The 23394-nt window shown below is 62.3% G+C and carries 21 protein-coding genes; 15 read left to right on the plus strand and 6 right to left on the minus strand.

What is annotated here, in order from left to right; genetic code table 11:
- Positions 1-48: 48 nt before the first annotated feature.
- Positions 49-1785: a DUF8225 domain-containing protein gene (locus tag ACA046_RS12920; RefSeq protein WP_497676697.1), complete on the minus strand. Its 1737-nt coding sequence runs from the start codon at positions 1783-1785 to the stop codon at positions 49-51.
- Positions 1782-3608 (minus strand): tyrosinase family protein, encoded by a 1827-nt coding sequence (locus tag ACA046_RS12925; RefSeq protein WP_497676698.1) that lies wholly within the window; start codon positions 3606-3608, stop codon positions 1782-1784. Before ACA046_RS12925 ends, ACA046_RS12920 begins: the two co-directional genes overlap by 4 nt.
- A 138-nt stretch (positions 3609-3746) precedes the next feature.
- Here ACA046_RS12925 and ACA046_RS12930 point away from each other — a divergent pair, with 138 nt between their 5' ends.
- From ACA046_RS12930 to ACA046_RS12980, 11 genes are all read left to right on the plus strand, one after another.
- Positions 3747-4232, plus strand: a complete 486-nt coding sequence (locus ACA046_RS12930) for an Lrp/AsnC family transcriptional regulator (RefSeq protein ID WP_497676699.1) — start codon at positions 3747-3749, stop codon at positions 4230-4232.
- A gap of 1039 nt (positions 4233-5271) precedes the next feature.
- Positions 5272-5865: a transposase gene (locus tag ACA046_RS12935; RefSeq protein WP_076016353.1), complete on the plus strand. Its 594-nt coding sequence runs from the start codon at positions 5272-5274 to the stop codon at positions 5863-5865.
- A gap of 113 nt (positions 5866-5978) precedes the next feature.
- Positions 5979-7523 carry a ShlB/FhaC/HecB family hemolysin secretion/activation protein gene (locus ACA046_RS12940; protein ID WP_497677074.1) on the plus strand — a complete coding sequence of 515 codons (1545 nt, stop codon included), beginning with the start codon at positions 5979-5981 and terminating at the stop codon, positions 7521-7523.
- A 24-nt stretch (positions 7524-7547) separates the two neighbouring features.
- Positions 7548-9347 carry a DUF2341 domain-containing protein gene (locus ACA046_RS12945; protein ID WP_497676700.1) on the plus strand — a complete coding sequence of 600 codons (1800 nt, stop codon included), beginning with the start codon at positions 7548-7550 and terminating at the stop codon, positions 9345-9347.
- Between the two features lie 11 nt (positions 9348-9358).
- Positions 9359-9784, plus strand: a complete 426-nt coding sequence (locus ACA046_RS12950) for an ExbD/TolR family protein (protein WP_003211540.1) — start codon at positions 9359-9361, stop codon at positions 9782-9784.
- A 3-nt stretch (positions 9785-9787) separates the two neighbouring features.
- Positions 9788-10495 (plus strand): energy transducer TonB family protein, encoded by a 708-nt coding sequence (locus ACA046_RS12955; protein WP_497676701.1) that lies wholly within the window; start codon positions 9788-9790, stop codon positions 10493-10495.
- A gap of 41 nt (positions 10496-10536) precedes the next feature.
- Positions 10537-12237, plus strand: coding sequence for a putative porin (locus tag ACA046_RS12960; protein WP_497676702.1), 1701 nt, complete (start codon positions 10537-10539; stop codon positions 12235-12237).
- Positions 12238-12254: 17 nt separating this feature from the next.
- Positions 12255-12881 (plus strand): coiled-coil domain-containing 22 family protein, encoded by a 627-nt coding sequence (locus tag ACA046_RS12965; protein ID WP_459028234.1) that lies wholly within the window; start codon positions 12255-12257, stop codon positions 12879-12881.
- A 20-nt stretch (positions 12882-12901) separates the two neighbouring features.
- Entirely contained in the window at positions 12902-13390 is a 489-nt protein-coding gene (locus ACA046_RS12970; RefSeq protein ID WP_459028236.1) for a YbjN domain-containing protein, read from the plus strand.
- Positions 13387-14322, plus strand: a complete 936-nt coding sequence (locus ACA046_RS12975; RefSeq protein ID WP_497676703.1) for a peptidylprolyl isomerase — start codon at positions 13387-13389, stop codon at positions 14320-14322. Before ACA046_RS12970 ends, ACA046_RS12975 begins: the two co-directional genes overlap by 4 nt.
- Positions 14323-14374: 52 nt before the next feature.
- The gene (locus tag ACA046_RS12980) at positions 14375-15352 is read left to right on the plus strand and encodes a LysR family transcriptional regulator (protein WP_459028240.1); all 978 of its coding nucleotides are present in this window, start codon (positions 14375-14377) and stop codon (positions 15350-15352) included.
- A gap of 815 nt (positions 15353-16167) precedes the next feature.
- On the opposite strand, the gene potE is transcribed toward ACA046_RS12980, so the two are convergent.
- Together potE and ACA046_RS12990 are read right to left on the minus strand one after the other, a co-directional pair.
- Positions 16168-17484: a putrescine-ornithine antiporter gene (gene potE / locus ACA046_RS12985; RefSeq protein WP_497676704.1), complete on the minus strand. Its 1317-nt coding sequence runs from the start codon at positions 17482-17484 to the stop codon at positions 16168-16170.
- 49 nt (positions 17485-17533) lie between these two features.
- Complete coding sequence (locus ACA046_RS12990) at positions 17534-18430, minus strand: AraC family transcriptional regulator (RefSeq protein ID WP_497676705.1); 897 nt, start codon at positions 18428-18430, stop codon at positions 17534-17536.
- Between the two features lie 139 nt (positions 18431-18569).
- On the opposite strand from ACA046_RS12990, the gene ACA046_RS12995 reads away from it, so the two are divergent.
- Both ACA046_RS12995 and ACA046_RS13000 read left to right on the plus strand, forming a co-directional pair.
- Entirely contained in the window at positions 18570-19313 is a 744-nt protein-coding gene (locus ACA046_RS12995) for an SDR family NAD(P)-dependent oxidoreductase (protein ID WP_497676706.1), read from the plus strand.
- A gap of 16 nt (positions 19314-19329) precedes the next feature.
- Positions 19330-19734: a VOC family protein gene (locus tag ACA046_RS13000; protein WP_497676707.1), complete on the plus strand. Its 405-nt coding sequence runs from the start codon at positions 19330-19332 to the stop codon at positions 19732-19734.
- 19 nt (positions 19735-19753) lie between these two features.
- On the opposite strand, the gene ACA046_RS13005 is transcribed toward ACA046_RS13000, so the two are convergent.
- The gene (locus tag ACA046_RS13005; protein WP_459028250.1) at positions 19754-20185 is read right to left on the minus strand and encodes a hypothetical protein; all 432 of its coding nucleotides are present in this window, start codon (positions 20183-20185) and stop codon (positions 19754-19756) included.
- A 161-nt stretch (positions 20186-20346) separates the two neighbouring features.
- Here ACA046_RS13005 and ACA046_RS13010 point away from each other — a divergent pair, with 161 nt between their 5' ends.
- Positions 20347-21348: an ABC transporter substrate-binding protein gene (locus ACA046_RS13010; RefSeq protein WP_497676708.1), complete on the plus strand. Its 1002-nt coding sequence runs from the start codon at positions 20347-20349 to the stop codon at positions 21346-21348.
- A gap of 160 nt (positions 21349-21508) precedes the next feature.
- Here ACA046_RS13010 and ACA046_RS13015 read toward each other — a convergent pair whose 3' ends face one another.
- The gene (locus tag ACA046_RS13015) at positions 21509-22297 is read right to left on the minus strand and encodes an AraC family transcriptional regulator (RefSeq protein ID WP_497676709.1); all 789 of its coding nucleotides are present in this window, start codon (positions 22295-22297) and stop codon (positions 21509-21511) included.
- Positions 22298-22382: 85 nt separating this feature from the next.
- Here ACA046_RS13015 and ACA046_RS13020 point away from each other — a divergent pair, with 85 nt between their 5' ends.
- Positions 22383-23381, plus strand: a complete 999-nt coding sequence (locus tag ACA046_RS13020) for a bile acid:sodium symporter family protein (RefSeq protein ID WP_459028256.1) — start codon at positions 22383-22385, stop codon at positions 23379-23381.
- The last annotated feature ends 13 nt before the right edge of the window (positions 23382-23394 follow it).

Raw genomic sequence — 23394 nt, forward strand, 5'->3', positions numbered from 1 at the left:
GCAGGTAAAGCCGCACCCTGGGTGGGTGCGGCTGATGGGGCGTATCGGTCAGGCGCCAGGCACCAGCGCCAATCCGGATTCCCATGGGTGTTCCGTCGCGCTCGGGTTATCGGCTTCGCCCGGGTTGAGCGCGCGCACCGTCACCAGCCCCGGTGCGGCAGTAGGGCTTACGGTGATGGTCAGCAGGTAGCCCTGGGTGCCACCGGAGTTGGTTTGCCCGGGGATGGCCGAGGCATCCGGCAGGAACTGGGTGACCTGCGCCGTCACCCCAGGATTGGAAAACTGCACCCGCGCCGTCTCGGCGGTGGTCTTGAGGTCGGCGCCTTGCACCACCAGGGCAAACTGCCCGCTGGTGCCGGGAGCGAGCCACGCCGGCAGGTCGGTAGGCGACTGCCCGTAGAACAGATCCACCGGCAGCAGTTGCACCGGCCAGGGTTGCACGCCGTTGACCCGATCCGTCACGCAAGGGCACGAATCCGGCGTCGGGCTGATCGGCGTGGTTGTCACACTCAGGCCCACCAGTAACTGCTGGGCAATCACCCACACATAGTCGATCGGCTGGCCGCTGATGGTGATGTCGTTGATCGAGAACCCGGCGCTGACCGGCACTTCAAACACCGCTTGCAGGATCTGGTCGGAGCCGTTGGCGGCGGATTTGGCGGCGCCACGGGTAATCTTCCAATACTGGCTGACGTCCTGGCCTTGGGGGCCTTTCCATGCCGAGAAGTCGGTGGGTTGTTGCAGGTACAGGCCGATGGGGTTGGTCAGGGACAGCCGGTTATTCACCGCCACGCTGTTGGCCGAGAAACCGATATGCGGGTCGGAGTTGCGGTAGTTCTGCCCGTATTGCGCGCAGCAGATCAACGCCTGGGAATTCTGGCTGCTGCTTACCGGCCGCAGGATGGTCGCGGCGGCGGCCAGGTACACCTCGGCACTCAGGGTGTTGGGACCGGAGGTCAGGTGCATCGCACCGCCGTATTGGCCAGGTACGCAGGCGGTGCCGGCGTTCCATTTGTTGACGGTGTCGTAAGCCGGTTGGCCGGTGGTGGGGTCGATGACCGGATCGCCGGTTTTGCCGGTCGGGCAGTCGGCGGTGTAGCGCAGGTAGAGGTCTTCGAGTTGCACCTGCGGGTCGATGTAGTCGCGATACAGCCCCAGCACCGCATTCGGATCGATGCGCCACATGGCCAGGAAGTACGCCGGGTTTTCGCAGGTGAAGGTGATCTTGCGCATGTTGCCGTCGGCATCACGCACGATGGACCACTCGCAGTATTCGTCAAGCCAGCCACGCGGGCCCGAGGGCGAGAAATCCTTGTACTTGCCTTGCCAGTCGATGCTCGGGCAGCGGGTCACCGGCAATTGCAGCAGGGTGCCTTGCTTGTTCGGATCGTAGAGCATGTACAGGGTGTTATTGAGGGTGATCTGGCCGTTGTCGGTCAGCTCCATCAACTGTTGCAGGGTCATGGCCTTGCCGCCCAGTTGTGGGATTACCGCCGTGCCATTGTTGTAGAAAAACGTCCATAGCCGGTTGGGGAAGGGCGCCCAAGTGATCGCCGCCGGCGTGGTAGGGCCATAGCCTTCCACCAGCGGGTTGTAATAGCCCGAGCGTGGCGCGTCATAGAGGCCCGACCACGGGTTGCCGATGATAGCGGACTGGGTCCAGCCGGTGAGGTCGTTGTTCCAGTCGGTTTCAAACTGCGGCAACTGGTTTTCCAGGCCCAGCTTGTTGTAGTCCTTGGGTGCCTGCCCGGCGGGGGAGGTGAATTGTTTGAAGGGTGTGCTCATGGCGATTCTCCAGGTGTTGTGTGGGTGGAAGCAGCGCAGCAACCGGCACTGGGGGCAGGGCCGGTCATGGCCTGGCGCGGGTCGTCCCACACCAGTTGGGCGATAAAGCCTGGCAGCGGCGCGTACTCTTGCGGCGTCAACACCCGGGCACTATCGAGATGGGTTACAACCACGGACAACTGGGCAGTGTCGGTGGGAAGAAGGTTCAGCACCCTGGCATTGCGCGCGGCATTCAGCGCGCGGGACACGCCGTGGGTGATGCAACGGCCCTTGTCATCCACCAGGCCCATGCCGATGCGACTGAAGCGCCCGACATAGTGCGGATTGTCGGCATTCACCTGCTGCGGCGTGGCGTCGGGCTGGTTGAGGAATACGTCGATCAGGTAGGTGTCGTGGGTGCAGCGCACATGGTCGAACACCACCCACGGCCCGAGCCCGGCCGCGTTGCGGGTGGCCGGGGCGGGTACCGAACTGTGTGGGCAGCACGCCTTCGCAGCGGCCTTGGTCGCACCAAACTGTGGGGCGACGGGCGTGCCGTAGTCGTAGCCGATATGGCGGCTGTCCTGGGCCATATCGCCCAAGGTGGTATAGCGCCAGGCATCCGCGCTGGTGAACGTGACGGTGCTGGCCCCACTCCCGGCAAACGGCTGCAGCAGGCATTGGGTGGTGTACTGCGCCGCCGGGTTGGCACGGATCCACACTTCCAGCATCCGGTCGATATTGGCGTGGTAGGCGCTGAACACCGGGTCGAATGCGGTGTAGGCGTTGTCGGCCATGTCACCGCCGATCCAGCCGTGATAGTTGTCGTGGGGCTGCTCGTAGAGCCCGTCGAAATTCAGGGCGCGGTTGGGGTACAGGTCGTCTTTTTGCGGCGGGTCAAACACCGGAATATTCGCCCATGGATAACCCGGTACACCTTGAGGCTGGCTGAACGAGGTGAACTTCAGCGCATCGACCACTTGCTGCTGGAAAATCCGGCTCATGGCATACAGCTCAGTACGCTCACGGTGGAACGGCTCGCCTTGGGTATAGAACAGCGGGTTGCGCTGCACGAAGCGGCAGTCCACGCCGTTGACATCGCCCCTGGCACACACCTTCGAGCTGCCGTCCTTGGCCGCCGCATAGCGCAGCGGGTTCGGCCGCACTTCACCGGTGTGCGGGTGTACGTAGGTTTCATCGAGAAACGCCTGGGGCAAACCGGCCTGGGGGCTGCCGTCGACACTGGCGTCTTCGGCCATCCAGTCCCAATAGGGAATCGCGCAGTCGATCAGCGCTTCGAGGTACAGCAGATAGGCCCGATGCCACAGGGCAAACGCTTCCTGGTAATGCAGGCACCAGTTGGTATGGATGTAGGCGTAGCGCTGCCAGGGCGAGCCGCTGTCGGGGTCGGAGACTTGCATCACATCATCCAGGCGCGAGCGGTACAGGTTCAGTTGTTCCTGTGTCAGGGCGCGAATGTCCTGACGCACCCGTTTGACCGGGTGGGGCAGGTCGGGCGGGGGAATGCGCTCGGCGACATCGAACGGCGAACTGGGGGTCAGGCGCCAGCCCTGGTTGACCCACAGCCTGAAGGTTTCCAGGGCGTCGATGGGCCAGAACTGCTGCTGGTCGAGAGTCAGCGGCATGCTGCGGGAGGCCAGGTGCTGGTAGATGGTTTCGGACCAGGTCTTGACCGAGGCGGGGTCTTCGAGGAATACGAAGTAGGCGTTCATGCAGCCCACCCATGAGGCGGCGACGGCGGCGCGTTGGGCGGGCGGTATCCAGTAGGGGGCGCTGAAGAGGCCGTGGATGTCGGTGGCCCATGTCGGTTTCGCGACTATCATAAGATCCCTCTCATGCCGCCCCAGTGCCTGATTTGGCTGGGCTGCTAAGCTGGATTGATGTTAGTGCGCCGCTGCGCAGGATTTGTGCAAATTGGCGGGTGTTTACGGTGGATTCATTGCAGTTTTTTCAAGGAAGATATGGAAAAAATGACAGACGCCATGGATTTGAAGATTCTGGGGAAGTTGCAAAGGGATTGCTGCCAGAGTCTGGAGTTGTTGAGTGACAGTGTGGGGCTGTCGTCGACCAGTTGTTACCGGCGTATCAGGCGGCTGGAGAGTGTCGGGATCATAAAGGCGAAAGTGGCCGTGCTGGATGAGCGCAAGCTTGGGATTCAGGTCACGGCGTTCTTTTTGATTAAGCTTGATAGGGACAGTAATGATATTGACCGCAAGATGCAGCATATCCTGGCGAGTCATCCGGAGATTCAGGATTGTTATTTGCTGACCGGGGAGTTTGATTTTGTGATGGTGGCGAAGTTTCGGGATGCCACTGAGTACACTGATTATATCTATCGGTTTTTAGACATTTACCGGGATATTCCGATTCGTACTTATTCGTCTACTTTGGTGGTCAGGACGGTTAAGAAGTCTTATGAGTTGCCGTTGCCTTTGTCGCTGCTGTGATCGGGTGTATATCCGTTATTTAGGTAACGGCCACCTAGGGTTCCGCTCTTACAGCGGGTCACTTTTGAAAAGCGCAAAAGTAACCAAAACGCTCTGCCCCGCCTGTCGGCACCTCGCCTAGGCTCGGTGTTCCCTCACTCCGGCATCACGAATCGGGCCGCCGCGACGGGCCATCCATGGCCCGGCGCGGCTAAACCGGCGTCCTGCCGGTTTACCCGCTCCGCAATACCTGCGTTCGGCCTCGGGCTGAATGGGGCAGTCAGATCAAGATCAACAGCAGATCAAAAGCAGAGCACAGCGGCCTACCGGCCGGCTTGAGTGTTAAAAGCCAGATCAAAAGCCAGAGCGAATGCAGAGCTGCTTTTCTGTGGGAGCGGGCTTGCTCGCGAAAAACCAGAGGGCGCCGCGTTGAATCAGGATACCCACGTCATCGTTAACGACCTTCGCGAGCAAGCCCGCTCCCACATTTGGACCGCGTTCGCTTTTGCTGTTGCTCTACGACACTCAAGCCTCCCGGCCGGCTTGCTTCTCTGTAGGAGCGTGTCCGCCTTTGATTTTGCTGTTGCTTCACCACACTCAAGCCGGCCGGTAGGCCGCTGTGCCCTTGATCTGCTGTTGATCTTGATCTTAGGCGCCCCGTTAAACCACGCTGGCCGAACGCAGGCTTTGGAGCGTGGGTAACCCGGCAGGACGCCGGGTTAGCCGCGCTGGGCCAAGGATGGCCCATCGCGGCGGCCCACGGTCCAAAGCCGGAGTGAGGGCACTCCGAGCCTAGGCGAGGAGCCGAGTGGTGGGGCAAGAGCGTTTTGCTTACTTTTGCGCTTTTCAAAAGTGAGCCGCTGTAAGAGCGGAACCAATATCAGCCGTTACCTAAATAATGGATATACACACACCAACCCCGCCCAAAAAAGAAGCTTTTATGACAAAAGTTCGGTAGCCCCCGGTGCCCCCAGTCTTGGCTATGTAACGCGCTCAACACCGCCAAAAAGGCGATTTCAGAGCCGCAAGCAGGATGCCAGGAGTGGGGCGAATGGGAACTATGGAACGTTACTCGAAAGTCGGCATGCAGGAGCTCGACCAGCGCCTGTCAAAGATCGTCGAAGCCGCGCGCAAAAAGCCGGTCTCGGTCTACCGCTATGGCGCACCGTGGGTATGGATCGTCTCCCAGGACGACTGGCAAGGTGCGCTCAAGGAAGTCTCCAGCTACATTCCCGCAGGCCATTCACTGGTCCTGCTGCGCCCGCAGATCGACGAAATCCTCGACCACCACCGCGACCTGCTTCAGGCCGAACCCGGCACCCAGATCGCCCCCCAGACCCTCTTGCAGATCCTGCTGCTGCAACTCCTGTACTCGGTCCCCAACGAACAGCAACTGCACGAACAACTCAACTACAACCTGCTGTTCCGCTGGTTCGTCGGCCTCGACCTGAACCAGAAAGTCTGGGGCATCAACCTCCTGCAACGCGACATCGCCACGTTCCTGAATAACCCGCAGGCGGTGCAGTTGATCCAGAAAATCATCGGTGAAGTGTTCTGTGGCGCCTTGCTGCACATGCCGGAGTTCTCCCTGAACTTCGCCCTGCTGCACACCTGGCTCGCCCGGCACGGCAACACCTCGATATCCAGCAATTGAACAGGCCAAACGCCGGGCAAACGGCGACGGCATTCATCTTGAGTAAACCAGGGGGCGGTGTGGAGCATCTGTTCAAATCAACGCTGGCGCTGTGCTGGCTGACGCTGGGCGCACTGGCGCAACCCGTGCAGGCCGAAGAGCAGGGCGCACAGCCCGAAACTCCGGCGCGGCTGGTGGACGTCAACGAGTATTTCGTGCGCGGCAATACCGTGCTCGATGCCCGCGCCATCGAAGAGGCGGTGTACCCGTTTCTCGGCCCGCAAAAGACCCTCGCCGATATCGAAGGCGCCCGGGATGCCTTGCAGAAGATCTATCAGGAACGCGGCTACCAGTCGGTGTTCGTCGAGCTGCCGGAGCAGAAGGTCGATGACGGTATCGTCTACCTGCAAGTCAGCGAAACCAAGGTCGGCCGCGTCCGCGTGGTAGGCGCCAAGCACTATTCACCGGTGGAAATCCGCGAGGAAGTCCCGGGCCTGAAGGAGGGCGCAGTCCCGGATTTCGCCAGCGTGCAAACCCAACTCGCCGGCCTCAATCGTGGTGTCGGGCGCCAGGTCACGCCGTTGGTACGCGAAGGCCAGCGCCCGGGCACCATGGACGTCGACCTGCAGGTGGAAGACCAGAACCCCTGGCACGCCAGCCTCGGCCTGAATAACGACTACAGCGCCGACACCAAGGAACTGCGCAGCGTTGCCACCCTGGGTTACGACAACCTTTGGCAACTGGGCCACAGCATTTCCCTGACCTACTTCACCGCGCCCCAAGACAGCGACAACGCCAAGGTCTGGTCGGGCTCCTACACCGCGCCGTTGAGTGATCGCTGGAGCCTGCAATTCTCCGGTTATCAGTCCGACAGCAACATCGCCACCATCGGCGGCAGCAACGTGTTGGGCAGGGGCCATTCCTACGGCGTGGCGGCGATCTACAGCCTGCCGGCCAGCGGCAACTGGGCCAACTCGTTCTCGGCCGGTGTGGACTTCAAGGACTTCAAGGAACAGATGAAGTTTGGCGGGAGCACGGACGATATCCCGCTGAAGTACGCACCGCTGACCTTCGGCTACAACGGCTATCGCTACACCGAGCAATCGCAGTTGGGGCTGGGCTTGAGCCTGGTGGTGGGCACCCGCGCGTTTTTCGGCTACGGCAGCGACGCCGAAGAGTTCCAGTACAAGCGCGACCAGGCCAGCCCGAGTTTTGCGGTGCTCAAGGGCGACCTGAATTACACCTACACCTTCGGCAACGACTGGCAGTCGGCGTCCAAGGCCGGTTTCCAGTTGGCCTCGGGGCCGCTGGTGTCCAACGAGCAATATTCCGCCGGTGGCGCCACGTCGGTACGCGGTTATCTCGCCGCCGAGCGCACCGGTGACGAAGGTTACCTGCTGTCCCAGGAGCTGCGTACGCCTTCGCTGGCCAAGTTCCTCGGCAGTTATGTGCAGGAGTGGCGCTTCTACGCGTTTGCCGAAGGTGCGCGCCTGCGCCTGCATGACCCGCTGCCCGAGCAGGAAGACGAATACAGCCTGGCCAGTGTCGGCCTGGGCACCCGCGCCAGTTTGAGCAAGTGGTTGTCCGGCAGCCTGGATTGGGGCTACCCGCTGCTCGACGGCCCAAACACACAGAAACAGGACTCGCGACTGCACTTCAGTGTGCAGGCGACTTTCTGACCCTTTTTTTCGGAGACTCCTGACATGCAACGCCTATTTCTGAGCCTGTTGATCTGCCTGGGCTTCGCACTCCCGGCCACCGCCCATGCCTGGTGGCAGGACGATTGGCACTACCGTAAACAGATCACGGTGGACACCACCTCCCAAGGCGCGGCCATCAGCCAGGCCCTGGGCCGCACCGCGTTGCTGGTGCGCCTGCACACCGGCAATTTCACCTTTGACGGGGTCAAGGACGACGGCGCCGACCTGCGCTTTGTCAGCGCCGACGACAAGACCGTGTTCAACCACCAGATCGAAAGTTTCGACCCGCTGATGGGCATGGCGCTGATCTGGGTTGATGTACCCAAGGCCGAAGGCGGCCAGCGCCAGGACCTGTGGATGTACTACGGCAACCAGAAGGCTCCGGCCACTGCCAACGGCCAACTGACCTTCGACCCGAATTACACCGCGCTCTATCACTTCGACGGCGCCAACGGCACGCCGCCCCGGGACACCACGGCCTATGGCAACACCGCCGTGAACGCCACCGGTGCGAGCATCGACGGGGTGATCGGCCGCGCGCTGCAGTTCAGTGGCCAGCCGTTGCTGCTGCCGGCCAGCCCGTCGCTGCAACACGCAGCGGGCGGTGCGTTTACCTTCAGTGCCTGGCTGCGCCTGGACCAGGCCAGCGGCGAGCAACTGGTCATGGTCCGTCGCGAGGGCATCCATAGCCTGTTGCTGGGCTTGAACCAGGGCATGCCGTTTATTGAAATCGACGGCCAGCGCGCCGTCTCGACCCAGCCGCTGAACCCGGGCCAATGGCAGCACCTGGCATTCACCGCCGAGGGCGACAAGGTCTCGCTGTACGTCAATGGCCGCGAGACCGCGACCCTTGCAGTGGCAATGCCGGCGTTCAATTCGCAACTGGCGATCGGTGCCGATTTGCCGGAAGCCGCCAGCGGTCACCTGCCGTTTACCGGCGCCATGGACGAGCTGCGCCTGTCCAAGGTGGCGCGCCCGGCAGCCCTGTTACTGGCCGATGCCTCGGCCCAGGGCGCCGAGTCGAAACTCGTGGCGTATGGCGTGGATGAAGAACAATCGGGCTTCGGTTTCGGCAGCCTGGGTTTCCTGCTCAAGGCGGTGCCGGTGGACGCCTGGGTGATCATCCTGGTGCTGGTGGGGATGATGTTCCAGTCGTGGTTCATCATGATTCGCAAGAACCGCCAGGTCAGCCGCGTCAGTGCCGCCAACGATATCTTCCGCGAGCAATTCGCGCAGATCGGTACGCGCCTGGAGATGTACTACGACGACGCGTTGCTGGCTGAGCGCCTGACCCATTCCTCGCTGTGGCGCCTGTACCGGGTGGCTATCAAGGAAATCCGTACCCGCCGCGCCCAGGGCGCCGACACCTCGTCGGTCTCGGCAGCCACCATCGAAGCCATCCGCTGCTCCATGGACGGCGTGCGCACCCGGGAAAACCAGCAACTCGGCGCCAAGCTGTCGACCCTGTCCAACGCCATCGCCGGTGGCCCGTATATCGGCCTGCTCGGCACGGTGCTGGGGATCATGGTGGTGTTCCTCGGCACGGCAATGGCCGGTGACGTGAACATCAACGCCATCGCCCCGGGCATGGCGGCGGCCTTGCTGGCCACGGCCATGGGCCTGTTTGTCGCGATCCCGGCGCTGTTTGGCTACAACCGCCTGATTACCCGCAACAAGGAAGTCAGCGCCGACATGCGCGTGTTCGTCGACGAGTTCATCACCCGCCTGGCGGAGATGCACGGCGAGAGCCAGCACAGCGAAGCGGCGCACCGTCGCGACCACCACGCCCACGTCCCGGCCTGAGGAGAATCAGCATGGCTTCCGTGAATGCCTCCCACGACGATGACGATGACGCCCCCGTCGACAGCATCAACATCACGCCCCTGGTGGACGTGCTGATGGTGGTGTTGGTGATGTTTATCCTCACCGCCACCGCCCAGGTCTCGGGGATCCAGATCCACCTGCCCAAGGCCAGCGCTTCGGTGTCGTTGTCCGAGGCCAAGACCAAGGCCATCTCGGTGAACGATGGCGGCCAGGTGTTTCTCGACGCTTACCCGGTGACCTTGCCTGAGCTTGAGGAACGTCTGCGCATCGAGAAAGCGCTGAACCCGGACTTCCCGGTGATCGTGCGCGGCGACGCCATGGTGCAGTACCAGAAGGTCATCGAAGTGCTCGACTTGCTGCGTCGCCTGGAGCTGTCCCAGGTCGGGCTGGTCACCGGCAAACCGAGCCAGGGCTGAGCCATGACCGCACAGATGCCGATCACGCCGACGCCGCTCAAGAACAAGCCGCCGTTGCGCCCGCTGAAGTGGGGCGTTGGCCTGCTGCTGGGGGCCGTGGCTGCCTGGTTTCTCTGGCAGTGGGCCAATGACATGAGTGGCGTGCGCCGTGAAGCGCCCAAGGTGCCGACGATTATTCCGTTGCCGCCACCGCCACCACCGCCGCCGGAAAAACCCAAGGAACCGGAGCCCGAGGTGCAGGAGAAAGTCCCCGAGCCGGAGCCCACCCCAACCCCCGACGAAGTCAAGCCCGAGGAGGAAGCGCCGCCTTCACCGGTGGACGACCTGGCCAACCCGATGCAGATCGACGGCGATGCGCAGTCCGGCAATGACGGTTTCAACATCGGTGCCGGCAAGGGCGGCGGCATGGCCGGTTCTGGCGGTGGCGGCCTGGGTACCGGGACGTTCAAGCAGTACCTGGCCGGGGTGTTCCAGCGCCTGCTGCGGGAAGACCCGGAGCTGCGCAAGAAGGCCTACACGGTGCAGGCCGACCTGTGGCTGAGCGCAGACGGCGAGGTGACCCGGGTGGAGCTGGCCAAGTCCAGCGGCGACCCCGAGACCGACGCTCAGGTGCTGACCGCATTGCGCGCCACACCGCGCCTGAAGGAACGCACACCCGCGTCATTGACCCTGCCGGTACGCCTGTCCCTCAAGGGCCGGCGCCCGGATTGATCGAACCCTTTTTTGCAGTTTTCTACAGGAGTTGTGTGCAGATGATTTCCCACGTGAATCGATTGACCCTGGCGGTCAGCATGGTCATCGCGACCCTGGTCGGCCAGGCGACGGCAGCCACGGCCGCGCCTTCGGAAAACGCCACGATCAACCTGATCCGCCTGCTGGTGCAGCAAGGTGTGCTCAAGCAGGAACAGGCCGAAGGGTTGATCGCCCAGGCTGAAAAAGAAGCTCAGCAGGCACGCCAGGCCAGCACCGCCACGGCGGTAGCGGCAGGCCCTGCGGCGGCCCCCGGCGATGTGCGGGTGCAGTACGTGCCGGCAGCGGTGCGCGACCAGATTCGTGACCAGGTCAAGGCCGAGGTCATGGCCACCGCCAAGCAGGAAAACTGGGCCCAGCCCAATACCTTTCCGGACTGGGTCTCGCGTATCAGCTTCGACGGCGACATCCGCCTGCGGGATGAGTCGCGCTATTTCTCGGGCAACAACAGCAACGAAATCGTTGATTACGCCAAGCTCAATCAGAACGGGCCCTACGACGTCAACAAGAACACCAACACCCAACTGCCGCCGTTGCTCAACACCCGCGAAGACCGCGAGAACCTGTTCCGCCTGCGCGCCCGCCTGGGCATGAAGGCCGTGATCTCGCCCGAATGGACCGCCGGGATTCGCCTCGGCACCGGCAACGACAACAACCCGGTGTCCACCACCCAAACCCTGGGCGGCGGCTTTGGCAAGAAAGACATCTGGCTCGACCAGGGTTACCTCACCTGGAAAACCACCGACTACATGACCCTGACCGCCGGGCGCTTTGCCAACCCGTTCTACTCCACCGACATGATGTATTCCGGCGACCTCAATTTCGACGGCGTGGCGGCGATCTTCAACCACAAACTCAACAGCGACTGGGGCCTGTTCGGCACCCTCGGCGCGTTCCCGGTGGAGTACAGCCCCGACACCGCCACCACCAACGGTTTCGACAAGGACGAGAGTGAAAACAAATGGATGTTCGGCGGGCAGATCGGCGCCGACTGGAAGATCAACCGCAGCAACAGCCTGAAAGGCTCGATGGCCTACTACCACTTCGGTGACATCCAGGGCGAACGCTCCAGCCCTTGCTCGCCGTGGGCCGGCCAGCCGGCGTGCGACACCGACGGCACGCGCCTGGCCTTCATGCAGAAGGGCAACAGCCTGTTCCTGCTGCGAGACATCGCCCCCAATCCGGCAACGCCTGGCCTGACTCCGCAACCGCAATTCGTCGGCCTGGCCTCCAAGTTCAACGTGCTCGACCTCAACCTGGCGTGGGACAGCGAGCTGCCGGAAGACCTCAAGCTGCGCAGCCAGACCAACTTCATCCACAACCTGGCCTACGACAAGGGCGAGATGCTCAAACGCAGCGAAGGCCAGATCGTCAACAACATCAACAGCGACGGCCAGTTTGAAAGCGGCGGCAATGCGTTGCTGGTGCAGTTCACCCTCGGCAGTGCGCTGGAGATGCGCCGCAAGGGCGACTGGAACGTGTTGGCTGGCTACAAATACATCCAGCCGGATGCCTTGCCGGACGGCTTTAACGACTCCTCGTTCCACCTCGGCGGTACCAACGCCAAGGGCTATTTCATCGGCGCCAACTACGGCCTCGACAAGAACATCTACGCCAGTGCCCGTTGGCTCAGTGCCTCCGAAGTGTATGGCGCGCCGTTTGAAGTGGATGTCATGCAACTGGAACTCAACACGCGCTTCTGATGCGCCGGAGAAAGCTCATGAACACGCGAATTTGCGGCCTGCTTTTGCTGCTCGTCACCACCGGCGCTTCGGCTGAAGGCATGGAGGAGCGCCTGCGCACCCAACTGCGCAGCACCACCCAGCAGTTGCAGGCGCTGCAAAGCGAGCAGGCCCAGGCCAGTGCCGCGCGTATCGCCGCCGAAACCCAGGCCAAGCAGGCTCAGGCGCAGGTCAAGCAACTGACCGCCGAGCTGGAAAAGACCCGGGGCGTGGCTGAGCAATTGGTTGGCCAGCAACAGAACCTGCACAGCCAGGCCCAGGCCCAGGTGGCCGCCAGCAACGAGCAGGTGGGCAAGTTCAAGAAAGCCTATGAAGACTTGCTGGTGATCGCCCGGGGCAAAGAAACCGAGCGGGCGCGTTTGCAGGCGCAACTCACGGAACGTGACACACAAGTGCAGCAATGTTCAGTCAAGAATCAACAGATGTACGGCGTGGCCCAGCAATTGCTGACGGCCTACGAAAAAATCGACGTGGCCGACGTGATGAGCATCCGCCAACCGTTCGCCAGCAGCACCCGGGTCAAGTTCGAGGAACTCGCCCAGGGTTTTGGTGATGGTCTATACCTTAATCGGTTCGATGCTCCACAGACCGTCACTAATCATTGATCAACAAGGAAGAGACCACTATGAGCGACGTACAACTGATCACCAGCGTGACCCCGCAATCCCTGACCGAGCTGCTGCAGGAAGCCGGCTACCGGGTCAACCAGACCGAGCAGAACGGCATCGTGCAATTGCTCAGCGCCAGCCAGGGCATCGGCTTTGCGGTGCGTTTCGGCAACCCGGCGGCAGAGCAGGGCAGTTATGTGGACTTCACCTACAGCTGCGCGCTGCGGGTGCAGGGCGAGTTGCCCGAGGGTTTGGCCCAGGTGTGGAATGCTTCCCGGCGTTTTGCCCGCTTGTCGTTGCAGGGTGAGTTCCTGCTGATGGAAATGGACGTGGTGGCCGCCGGCGTGGGCGCCCCGTACCTGCGCAACCAGCTGGAATTGTGGGATCGCCTGCTGCAGGAATTCATCGTCTACCTGCGTGAATACAGCCAGCAGGCCGCCCAGCTTCAGGCCCAGGCCGATGCCGCGCCTGCCGTTGATGCCCGTGAAGAGGCGCCAGCCCTGTGAAGAAACCAACCCTGGTGGTCGGCGCCGGCGTCCTGGTGGTGCTGGCGGTCGCGGTGGGGTTGAGCCTGCGACCGGGCAGTGACCCGGTCGCAGCCCAGCAGCCAGCGCCGGTGGCCGCGAAGGACGGGCCGGCGGTGGCGCGCCTGGGCAACCAGCAGATCGACCTGCTTGAACTCAAGTCGGTGCTGGCCGCCTTGCCGGTGGAAACCCGCGAGCAACTGCGTGGCAACCGGGGCGCGCTGGAAACCTGGCTGCGTTCACGCCTGGCGCAAAAGGCCGTGGTTGAACAGGCCGATGCCCAGGGCTGGCGCCAGCGCCCGGAAGTGGAACAGCAAACCCGCGCCGCCACCGAGCAGATCGTGTTTCGCGACTACATGTTATCGGTCAGCCAAGTGCCGGCCGATTACCCCAGTGCCGCCGAATTGCAGCAAGCCTATGACAGCGGCAAGGCGCAATGGGTGATGCCGCCGTTGTACCAGGTCAGCCAGATTTTCCTGGCCGTGACCGACCCGCAAACCGTCGACACGGTGCGGCGCCAAGCCCAGGAGTTGAGCCGCAAGGCGCAGGCTGCTCCGGGTGAGTTTGCTGCCCTGGCCAGCCAATATTCCCAGGACCCCGACAGCGCTCGGCGCGGTGGCGATTCCGGGATGCAGCCATTGCAGCAACTGGTGCCTGAAATGCGCGGCGTGGTGGCGCGGCTCAAGACGGGCGCGGTGTCGGAGCCGGTGCAAAGTGCGGCGGGTTTTCACGTGCTCAAGCTCACCGGGCAACAACCGGCGCGCACCGCCACACTGGATGAACTGCGGGGCCGCCTGACCGAAGCGCTGCGTGCGCAACGCCAGGAGCAAATCGCCAAGGCCTACCTGGAAGGCATGCTGAATACCGCCACCTTGAGCATCGACGGTGCCGAGCTGAACAAGGTGCTCGAGTAAAAAACGTCTCACCGCATTGGATGCACAGTACCCACAAGACAGGGAGTCTCCCATGGTATTTCTTGACCCGGCTGTACCCCACGGCACCACGCCCTATCGCGGGCTGACTGAGTCCCGCGAGGCCTGGCTGGCCCTGGCTGCCACTATCGAACCCGAGGTGGCGCAGTATTTCCTGATCAGCGCCCGCTGTGGGTGTTTCATGCAGGCGGCCCGCAGCCTGAATATCAAGGCCACGCAATTGCGCAAGCGCCTGGCGCAGTTGGAAGAGCAACTGCGGCGTTCGTTGTTCAGCTATCAGGGTAATGTCCTGGCCCTGAGTCGTGATGGGCAGCAGTTGCAGGCCCAACTGATTGCCCTGGCCCATGAACGACGGGTGCCGGTGCTGGAGCAACCGTTGATTCGGCTGGCGGTTGCGGAGTCGATCCTGCATGACATTTTGGGGCGCGACTTGATTGCGTTGCTGCGGCGCAATGCGAGTGTGCGGTTGGAGATTATTTCCATCGACAGCGAGTTGGGGTTACAGGCGCTGGATGCGGATGTGGTGGTGTGGTTGTCGGGGATGGAGTCGCCGGGGGCTGGGCCGAGCTTTGCCATTGGTGCGCCTGAGGTGTTGGCGCGGCTGGATTATTCGCCGCATATTGCCAAGCGGTATTCGCGGTTGGCGGTGCGGCCCGACAGTATTGAAGACCTGGCGGATTATATGTTGGTGCAGTGGCAGCCGGACCGGCAGGTGGAGGCGTTGCGGCCGTGGAACAGTCTGGTGGAGCAGCGGTTGGCGGGGGTGGTGCGGGTGCAGGCGTATCCGTTGATGCTGGAGATGATTCGCTGCAGTGCGTGTATTGGGTTGTTGCCGCGGTATATGAGTTGTTTTGATCGTGGGTTGACGGGGTTGGATGGGGTGTTTTTGGAGGGGATGCAGCGGCAGGTTTGGATGGGGGTGAGTGCTGAGGTGCGGCATCCGCAGGAAGTGGGGTGGGTGGTGGAGATGATTCGGAATACGTTTCTTGAGCGGGGGGAGTGGTTTGATTGATGGGGTACATATCCGTTGCTGCGGTAACGGCTGCCTATGGTTCCGCTCTTACAGCGGCTCACTTTGGAAAAGCCCCAAAGTAAGCAAAGGGCTCTGCCCCGCCTGTCGGCGCCTCGCTGTGGCTCGGCGTTCCCTCACTCCGGCATTGCTCCGCGGGCCGCCGCGACGGGCCATCCATGGCCCGGCGCGGCTAAACCGGCGTCCTGCCGGTTTACCCGCTCCGCACTGCCTGCGTTCGGCCTCGGGCTGATTGGGGCAGTCAGATCAAGATCAAAAGCAAGAGCACAGCGGCCTCCCGGCCGGCTTGAGTGTTAAAAGCAAAAGCAAAGACCAGAGCGAAAACAGATCTGCTTTTCTGTGGGAGCGGGCTTGCTCGCGAAAAACCTGAGAGCGCCGCGTTCATTCAGAATGCCAGCGTCATCGTTAACGACCTTCGCGAGCAAGCCCGCTCCCACATTTGGACCGTGCCCGCTTCTGGTTTTGCTGTTGCTGTTGCTTCACCACACTCAAGCCGGCCTGTAGGCCGCTGTGCTCTTGATCTGCTGTTGATCTTGATCTTAGGCGCCCCGTTAAACCACGCTGGCCGAACGTAGGCAGTACGGAGCGGGTAAACCGGCAGGACGCCGGTTTAGCCGCGACGGGGCAGGGACGCCCCGTCGCGGCGGCCCGCTTCGTGCTGCCGGAGTGCGGGCACACCGAGCCCAAGCGAGGTGCCGAGTGGTGGGGCAAGAGCGTTTTGCTTACTTTTGCGCTGTTCAAAAGTGAGCCGCTGTAAGAGCGGAACCAATCTAAGCCATCACCTAAATAACGGATATTCACCCACCACCGGCCGTGATAAACCGCCGCGCCAAAAACCCATACAGCAGATACCCAAACGCCAACACCAGCGTCGCACCAAACACCGCCTCTTCACCACACGCATAAATCGCATACAGCGAATACCCCACGGCAATCAGCAACACCGTGGTATTGCGTGCATACACCACCGCCGCCACCCGTGCCTTGTGCATCATCACCAGCAGCCCGGTCAGCGCAGTGACGTAAGGAATCAAATTAGTCACCACCGCCAGGTTCACCAGCTTGCCGAACTGGGCGCTGGCCGTGGGCGAGATGGTCGACAAGGCAATCAAGCTCTGCAACGCCGCGCAGGCAATCAGCCCCCACACGGGTGCCTGGGCGCGGCTCACCCGGCTGAAGAACCGCGGAAACAGACGCTGGTCCGCCGACATCTTGGCCGTTTGCGCCAGGGTGAACTGCCAGCCCAACAGCGAACCAATGCACGCCACCACCGCCAGCGCCATGATGATGTCGCCCACCACCGGCGTGAAAATCTGCGCATACACCAGGGCAAACGGCGCTGAAGACTCAGCCAGTTCAGCATTGGGCACGATGCCCTGAATCACCGTGGTCGACAGCACATACACCAGCGCCGCGCCGAGGGTGCCGAGCAGGCAGGCCAGCGGCACGGTGCGCTTGGGATCTTCCACCGCGTCATAGCCCTGGGCAGCGGACTCCATGCCGAGGAACGCCCAGAGGGTCAGCGGGATACTCGCGCCAATCGCGTCCCATAGTTGCAACTGGTTGGGGTTCCAGGCGTCGCTGAACACCTCGGCCTTGAAATAGAACCAGCCGAACACGCTCAAGCCCGCCACGGGAATGATCACGCCCCACACGGTGACCACGCCGATCCGGCCAGTCAGGCGCGGGCCTCCGAAGTTGGCCACGGTGGTCAGCCAGATCAGCGCGAGGGTGCCGATAAACAACGGGATCGGCCCGCTGCCCAGCCACGGGATGAAGGACGACAGATAGCCCACCGCCGAAATCGCAATCGCCACATTGGCGATGATCAGCGACAGGAAATACAGGAACGAACAGAGGAAGAACCCCGACTTGCCGTGGGCCTCTTCGGTGTAGGCCGACATGCCGCCGGTGCGGGTGCAGAAGAGGCCGCACTGGGCAAAGCAGTACGCGATCGCCATCGAGCCCACGGCGGTGATCAGCCACGACAGCAGCGAGATCGCGCCCAACTGCGCCATGCTGGCGGGCAGCATGATGATGCCCGAGCCCATCATGTTGATCGCCACGAGGGTGGTCAGGCCCATCAGACTCATCTTCTTGCTTGGCTCGGCCATCGGCAACTCCTTGTCGTGGGGCGTGCGAAGGCAGGCTAGCACGTTGTGGTCACTGCGCCTTCGGGCCCCGGTTTTCCCCCAGGATTCGCGCCGTATCCCGCGCCGGTGGCAGGCCGAACACTCGGGCGTAATCGCGGTTGAACTGGGTGGCGCTTTCATAGCCGACTTCGAAGGCGGCACTGGTGACGTTTTTGGCGCTGGCCACCATCAACGTGCGGGCCTGCAGCAAGCGCACGCGTTTTTGATACTGCAACGGGCTCAGGTTGGTGACGGCCTTGAAGTGCCGGTGAAAGGCCGACACGCTCATCGCGGCTTTCTGCGCCAGGGCTTCTACCCGGATCGGTTCGGCGAAGTCCCGGCGAATCCACTGGATCGCCTGACTCACCCGGGCCATGGCGGTGTCCGGCGCGGCTATTTCACGCAGCATCCAGCCGTGGGGGCCTTGCAGTACACGGTAGAGAATCTCGCGCTCGTAAACCGGCGCGAGGGCGGCGATTGCCTCGGGGTTGCCCATCAGCCGCAGCATGCGCAGCCAGGCGTCCATCAGTTCCGGGGTGACGGCGGCCACGGAAAAGCCGGCGTCGTGGTCGTAGCGCCCGGCAGGTTCGGGCAAGTCGCTCAGTAGCGTTGCGAGCACCGTCGGGTCCAGTGTCAGGCTGACCGCGAGGTAGGGTTCACCGGTCGCCGCCGGGTGCACGGTGCCCACCGCGGGCAGCTCGATGGACATCACGAAATACGTCGCCGGGTCGTACCGCAGGGTGCGGTCGCCCACGGTCATGGATTTGCTGCCCCGCAGGATCAGGTTGATCATCGGGTCATACACGGCGGCCAGCATATGCTCGGGAATCGCGCCCTGGACCATGGCCACCCGCGGGATACCCGTTTCAGTGCGGCGGTTTTCGGCCTTGGCGGCCAAGGCACGCAGTTCGATCAGTTGTGTGTTCATGCCGGGCATGCTGAGCGCCCAGGTGTGTACTGCGCAAGAAAAAAGCAGAAACAGGCAGGTTTCGAGCAGGAACCGCTGCGCCGGCGCAGGCGCGCAGGCCTACTGTGGTGACTCATTTGAGCAAGCAGTGGAGCCACACATGGGCGTTATCCTTATCACCGGCGGCAGCCGTGGCATTGGTGCCAGCACTGCAGAGCTGTGTGCCCGGCAAGGCATGGGCGTGATCCTGACCTACAACAGCCATCCAGAGGCCGCACACGCAGTAGTGCAGAAGATTGAGGCTGCGGGCGGCAAGGCGCTGGCGCTGCCGTTGGATGTGGCTGACGTCAGCTCCTTCGAGGGTTTTGCCGAGGCGGTAAAACGCGCGTTATCGGCCACCTGGGGCGTAAGTGGCTTGAGTGGGCTGGTGAATAACGCCGGTTATGGCCTGTTCAATCCCCTGGAGTCGGTCACCGAGGCCCAGTTCGACGGCCTGCTGAATGTGCACCTCAAAGGGCCGTTTTTCCTGACTCAAACCCTGTTGCCGCAGCTGCAAGCCCACGCCTGCATCGTCAACCTCACCAGCGCCACGACCCGTGTGGCCACCGCCGGCGTAGCACCTTATGCAGCCTTCAAGGGCGCGCTGGATGTACTGACCCGTTACATGGCCAAGGAGTTTGGCGAGCGGCAGATCCGTGCGAATGCCGTCTCTCCGGGAGCCATCCGAACCGAACTGGGCGGCGGGCTCAATGACGAGTTCGAAGCGCTGCTGGCTTCCCAAACGGCCCTTGGCCGAGTGGGCGAGCCCGAGGATGTGGCGCGCGTGATCGCCATGTTGCTGTCTGAAGAAGGCCGCTGGATCAATGCCCAGACGATCGAGGTCGCGGGCGGTTACATCATCTGAAAAGCGAGGCTACAGCATGCTGGATCATGTCTTTTTGTCGGTCAGCGACGTTCAACGTTCCATCGATTTCTACCAGGCCGCACTCACCCCGCTGGGTATCACCACGCGCCACGACTATGACGGCAAGGACGGCCCACCCGGCCATCCGGACCTCAAAGGGTTTGGCGACAATGGGCGGATCTTCTTCTGGTTGCGCGAGGGCGTGGTTGAGGGCAGGGCGGTGCATGTGGGTTTTGTCGCCGGCAGCCGGGCCGAGGTCGATGCGGCCTACTTGGCGGCAATCAATGCCGGCGCTGTCGACAACGGCGCACCGGGTGCACGTTTGCACTATGACCCGAACTACTACGCCGCCAACGTGCTGGACCCTGACGGCTACAGCCTGGAATTTGTCTACAAGAGCTGGCAGCACACCCAGCGATAGTCTCCGAAGCGGGTGACGATCAGCTCGCTGCCTGCGGCTGCATCCGCCATTCACCTTCCACATCCTTGACCAACCCACTGGCCAGGAACAGCGGTGCCACGCGCTTGTGCAGCTGCGGCTCGACAAACTCTTTCACCGTGTCCAGTGCCAGCGCGCCACTCAGCGGCAGCTCGGCCTTGGTGTAGGACAGCCAGGCCTTTTTCAGCATCAGCAGCACGTCGCTGCCGGCGGTGGAGGCGAAGCGGCGGTGGGTTTTTTTGCCGTCGAAATCGAAGGTGTGCTGGAACTCGTAACCGGCCTCGTTACCTTCGCTGGCAACGCAGCGGATGCAGGTGCAGGGGCCATCGCCGAAGGCGCTGCGCAGGTAGTTGTTGAAGTCCACCACGGGCTTGAGTGACAGGCGCTTGTCCACTTCGAACAGGTCACCGGTCATTTTTTCGTCAGAGTTCAAGGTCGATTTCCTCGCAGCGGTTTTTTCAAGGGCGGCACCATACCAGCCGAAAGCGTCGGCGGGCAGTGTTTTTCGTATATCCATAGATCCCGATATTCTTTTTCGCACCGCAGGTTGGTCGCTACGCTCGCAGCCCTTCTCAATGTCGCGGCAGCGTTCTCATGATAATAAAACGACCCACCCTGACGCTCCTGGCAGCAGCCAGTGCGCTCCTCAGCCTTGGTGCACACGCCGAAGGCAAAATCAGCATCGCCCAGCAATTCGGCATTGGCTACTTGATCCTCGACGTGGTGCGCGACCAGAACCTGATCGAGAAACACGGCAAGGAGCAGGGCCTGGACATCAAGGTGGAGTGGAACAGCATTTCCGGTGCCACCGCGATGAACGAGTCGTTGCTGGCCGGCGCGCTGGACGTGGTCTCGGCGGGTGTACCGCCGATGCTGACGCTGTGGGACCGTACCAAGGGCAAGCAGAACGTCAAGGCTATCGCCTCGCTGGGGTCGATGCCCAATTACCTGCTGACCAATAACCCGGACGTGAAGAACCTCAAGGACTTCAGCGAGAAAGACCGCATCGCCGTGCCGGCGGCGGGCGTGGGCTTCCAGTCGCGCACCTTGCAGATTGAAACCGCCAAGCTATTCGGCGATGCCAACTACAAGAAGTTTGACGACATCTCCATCAGCCTGGCGCACCCGGATGCTACTGCCGCGTTGATTGCCGGCGGTTCAGAGATCAACGCGCACTTTTCCAGCCCGCCGTTCCAGTACCAGGAATTGTTGAATCCTAAGGTGCATAAGGTGCTGAGTTCCTACGACATCCTCGGCGGCCCGGCCACGTTCAACGTGCTGTACACCACCGAGAAATTCCACGACGAAAACCCCAAGACCTACAAGGCGTTCTACGACGCGCTGGCCGAGGCGGAGAAGATTATCAAGGCTGACAAACCGGCAGCGGCCCAGGCATATATCCGTGTCGAGCAGTCGAAGCTGCCGCTGGCGCTGGTGGAGAAGATCGTCCAGGACCCGGAAATCGACTTCACCATCGTGCCGCAGCGTACCTATATTTATGCGGAGAAATTGCAGGCGTTGGGGGTACTGAAGAATAAGGCGGGGAGTTGGAAGGATTACTTCTTTGAAGAGGCCCACGGCGGTGACGGGAGCTGACTCTATCCTGAATTGAAACGCACACAAAAATGTGGGAGCGGGCTTGCTCGCGAATGCGGTGGGTCAGCCAGCACATGTCTCGACTGACCCACCGCATTCGCGAGCAAGCCCGCTCCCACAGGGGATCCCGTTCTCATTTTGGGGCTTTGTTGTCTGATGATCAGCGGAAGAACTCCCCCGGTGTGGCATCGAACTGCTGGCGGAAGGCGTTGATAAAAGCCGAGGTGGACTCATAGCCGCAGGCCAATGCCACATCGGTCACCCGTTCGCCTTGCTCCAGCGCTGGCAGGGCGCTCAGCAAACGCAGGCGCTGGCGCCACGCGCGGAAGGTCAGGCCGGTGTCGCGCAGGAATAGCCGGCTGAGGGTTTTTTCGCTCACCGCCAGTTTCTGGCTCCATTGCCCCAGGGTGGTTTGCTGCTCGGGGTGCAGGTTCAGGCTGCGGTAAATCTGCCGTAACCGGCTGTCGGCCGGCAGCGGCAACATCAGGTCGACCTGGGGCGCGGCGGCCAGTTGGTCCAGTACCACTTGGGCCAGTCGGCCATCCGGGCCGTCCTCGGCATATTCCACCGGCAACTCGCTGAAGCTGCGAATCAACTCCCGCAACAGGCTGCTCACCGCCAGCACCTGGCAGCGCTCGGCCGCCCAGCCGGTCACACTGCAATCGAGGTACAAGCTGCGCATCTCGGTATGAGGCGAACTGAACACCCGGTGCGGCATGCCGGCCGGGATCCACACGGCCCGCTGGGGTGGCGCGACGAAGCGCCCTGCACTGGTCTGGATCTCCAGCACCCCGGAAATCGCGTAGGACAACTGCACCCACGGGTGGCTGTGGCGGCGGGTCAGCGCGCGGTTGGGCAGGGATTCGGTGCGGCCATACACGGGCCTCGGCAGGCTGGAAAGCCCGGGCACGCTGCGGCGCACGGTTTTGTCATGTCCTTTAGGCGGCATTTACTGGCTCATTGGCGTTAGTCGGTAACAAGCCGTTACGTTAGAGTCGCGACGATGCTCTTGGCAACCCCCGGAAGATTGGCTTATGACCCGCCCACGCTTTTTACCTGACAACTTCACCCTGACCCTGGTGGCCACGGTGATCCTCGCGTCGCTGCTGCCCGCCAGCGGCCAGACCGCCGTGGCCTTTGGCTGGGTGACCAACCTGGCCATCGCGCTGCTGTTTTTCCTGCATGGCGCCAAGCTGTCGCGCCAGGCCATCGTCACCGGTGCCGGGCACTGGCGCCTGCACCTGCTGGTGTTCAGCCTGACCTTCGTGCTGTTTCCGCTGCTGGGCCTGGCGCTCAAGCCGGTGTTGTCGCCGCTGATCGGCAAAGACCTGTACATGGGCATGCTCTATCTGTGTGCATTGCCCGCCACCGTGCAGTCGGCGATTGCCTTTACTTCCCTGGCCCGGGGCAATATCCCGGCGGCGATTTGCAGCGCGGCGGCGTCGAGCCTGTTCGGGATCTTCCTGACGCCGTTACTGGTGACCTTGCTGCTCAACGTGCATGGCGACGGCGGCTCCACGGTCGATGCGATCCTGAAAATCAGCGTGCAGTTGTTACTACCGTTCATCGCCGGGCAAATCGCCCGGCGCTGGATCGGCGAGTGGGTAGGGCGTAACAAATCCTGGCTGAAGTTCGTCGACCAGGGCTCGATCCTGCTGGTGGTCTACGGCGCGTTCAGCGAAGCGGTCAACGAAGGTATCTGGCACCAGATTCCACTGTGGGAACTGGGTGGCCTGGTGGTGGCCTGCTGTGTGTTGCTGGCCCTGGTACTGGTGGCGTCCACGGTGTTGGGCAAGGCTTTCGGGTTTAGCCAGGAAGACCGGATCACCATCCTGTTCTGCGGCTCGAAGAAAAGCCTGGCCACCGGCGTGCCGATGGCCCAGGTGCTGTTTGCCGGGGCGAGCATGGGCGTGCTGATCCTGCCATTGATGCTGTTTCACCAGATCCAGCTGATGGTCTGCGCGGCATTGGCCCAGCGCTATGCCAAGCGTCCGGAATCGATTCCCGAGCTGATGGGGCAAGTCGATCCCTGAATCGTCGTGTTAC

The sequence above is a fragment of the Pseudomonas sp. LBUM1641 genome, assembly GCF_059716235.1.

Bases quoted from the DNA above. Each gene is read 5' to 3' on its own strand.
- ACA046_RS12970 (WP_459028236.1), top strand. From the start codon at position 12,902: ATGAGCGACGTACAACTGATCACCAGCGTGACCCCGCAATCCCTGACC.
- ACA046_RS13015 (WP_497676709.1), bottom strand. From the start codon at position 22,297: ATGCCGCCTAAAGGACATGACAAAACCGTGCGCCGCAGCGTGCCCGGG.
- ACA046_RS12980 (WP_459028240.1), top strand. From the start codon at position 14,375: ATGGTATTTCTTGACCCGGCTGTACCCCACGGCACCACGCCCTATCGC.
- ACA046_RS12995 (WP_497676706.1), top strand. From the start codon at position 18,570: ATGGGCGTTATCCTTATCACCGGCGGCAGCCGTGGCATTGGTGCCAGC.
- ACA046_RS12965 (WP_459028234.1), top strand. From the start codon at position 12,255: ATGAACACGCGAATTTGCGGCCTGCTTTTGCTGCTCGTCACCACCGGC.
- ACA046_RS12960 (WP_497676702.1), top strand. From the start codon at position 10,537: ATGATTTCCCACGTGAATCGATTGACCCTGGCGGTCAGCATGGTCATC.
- ACA046_RS13020 (WP_459028256.1), top strand. From the start codon at position 22,383: ATGACCCGCCCACGCTTTTTACCTGACAACTTCACCCTGACCCTGGTG.
- ACA046_RS12920 (WP_497676697.1), bottom strand. From the start codon at position 1,785: ATGAGCACACCCTTCAAACAATTCACCTCCCCCGCCGGGCAGGCACCC.
- ACA046_RS12990 (WP_497676705.1), bottom strand. From the start codon at position 18,430: ATGAACACACAACTGATCGAACTGCGTGCCTTGGCCGCCAAGGCCGAA.
- ACA046_RS12955 (WP_497676701.1), top strand. From the start codon at position 9,788: ATGACCGCACAGATGCCGATCACGCCGACGCCGCTCAAGAACAAGCCG.
- ACA046_RS12945 (WP_497676700.1), top strand. From the start codon at position 7,548: ATGCAACGCCTATTTCTGAGCCTGTTGATCTGCCTGGGCTTCGCACTC.
- ACA046_RS13010 (WP_497676708.1), top strand. From the start codon at position 20,347: ATGATAATAAAACGACCCACCCTGACGCTCCTGGCAGCAGCCAGTGCG.
- ACA046_RS12930 (WP_497676699.1), top strand. From the start codon at position 3,747: ATGGAAAAAATGACAGACGCCATGGATTTGAAGATTCTGGGGAAGTTG.
- ACA046_RS12935 (WP_076016353.1), top strand. From the start codon at position 5,272: ATGGAACGTTACTCGAAAGTCGGCATGCAGGAGCTCGACCAGCGCCTG.
- ACA046_RS12950 (WP_003211540.1), top strand. From the start codon at position 9,359: ATGGCTTCCGTGAATGCCTCCCACGACGATGACGATGACGCCCCCGTC.
- potE (WP_497676704.1), bottom strand. From the start codon at position 17,484: ATGGCCGAGCCAAGCAAGAAGATGAGTCTGATGGGCCTGACCACCCTC.
- ACA046_RS13000 (WP_497676707.1), top strand. From the start codon at position 19,330: ATGCTGGATCATGTCTTTTTGTCGGTCAGCGACGTTCAACGTTCCATC.
- ACA046_RS12925 (WP_497676698.1), bottom strand. From the start codon at position 3,608: ATGATAGTCGCGAAACCGACATGGGCCACCGACATCCACGGCCTCTTC.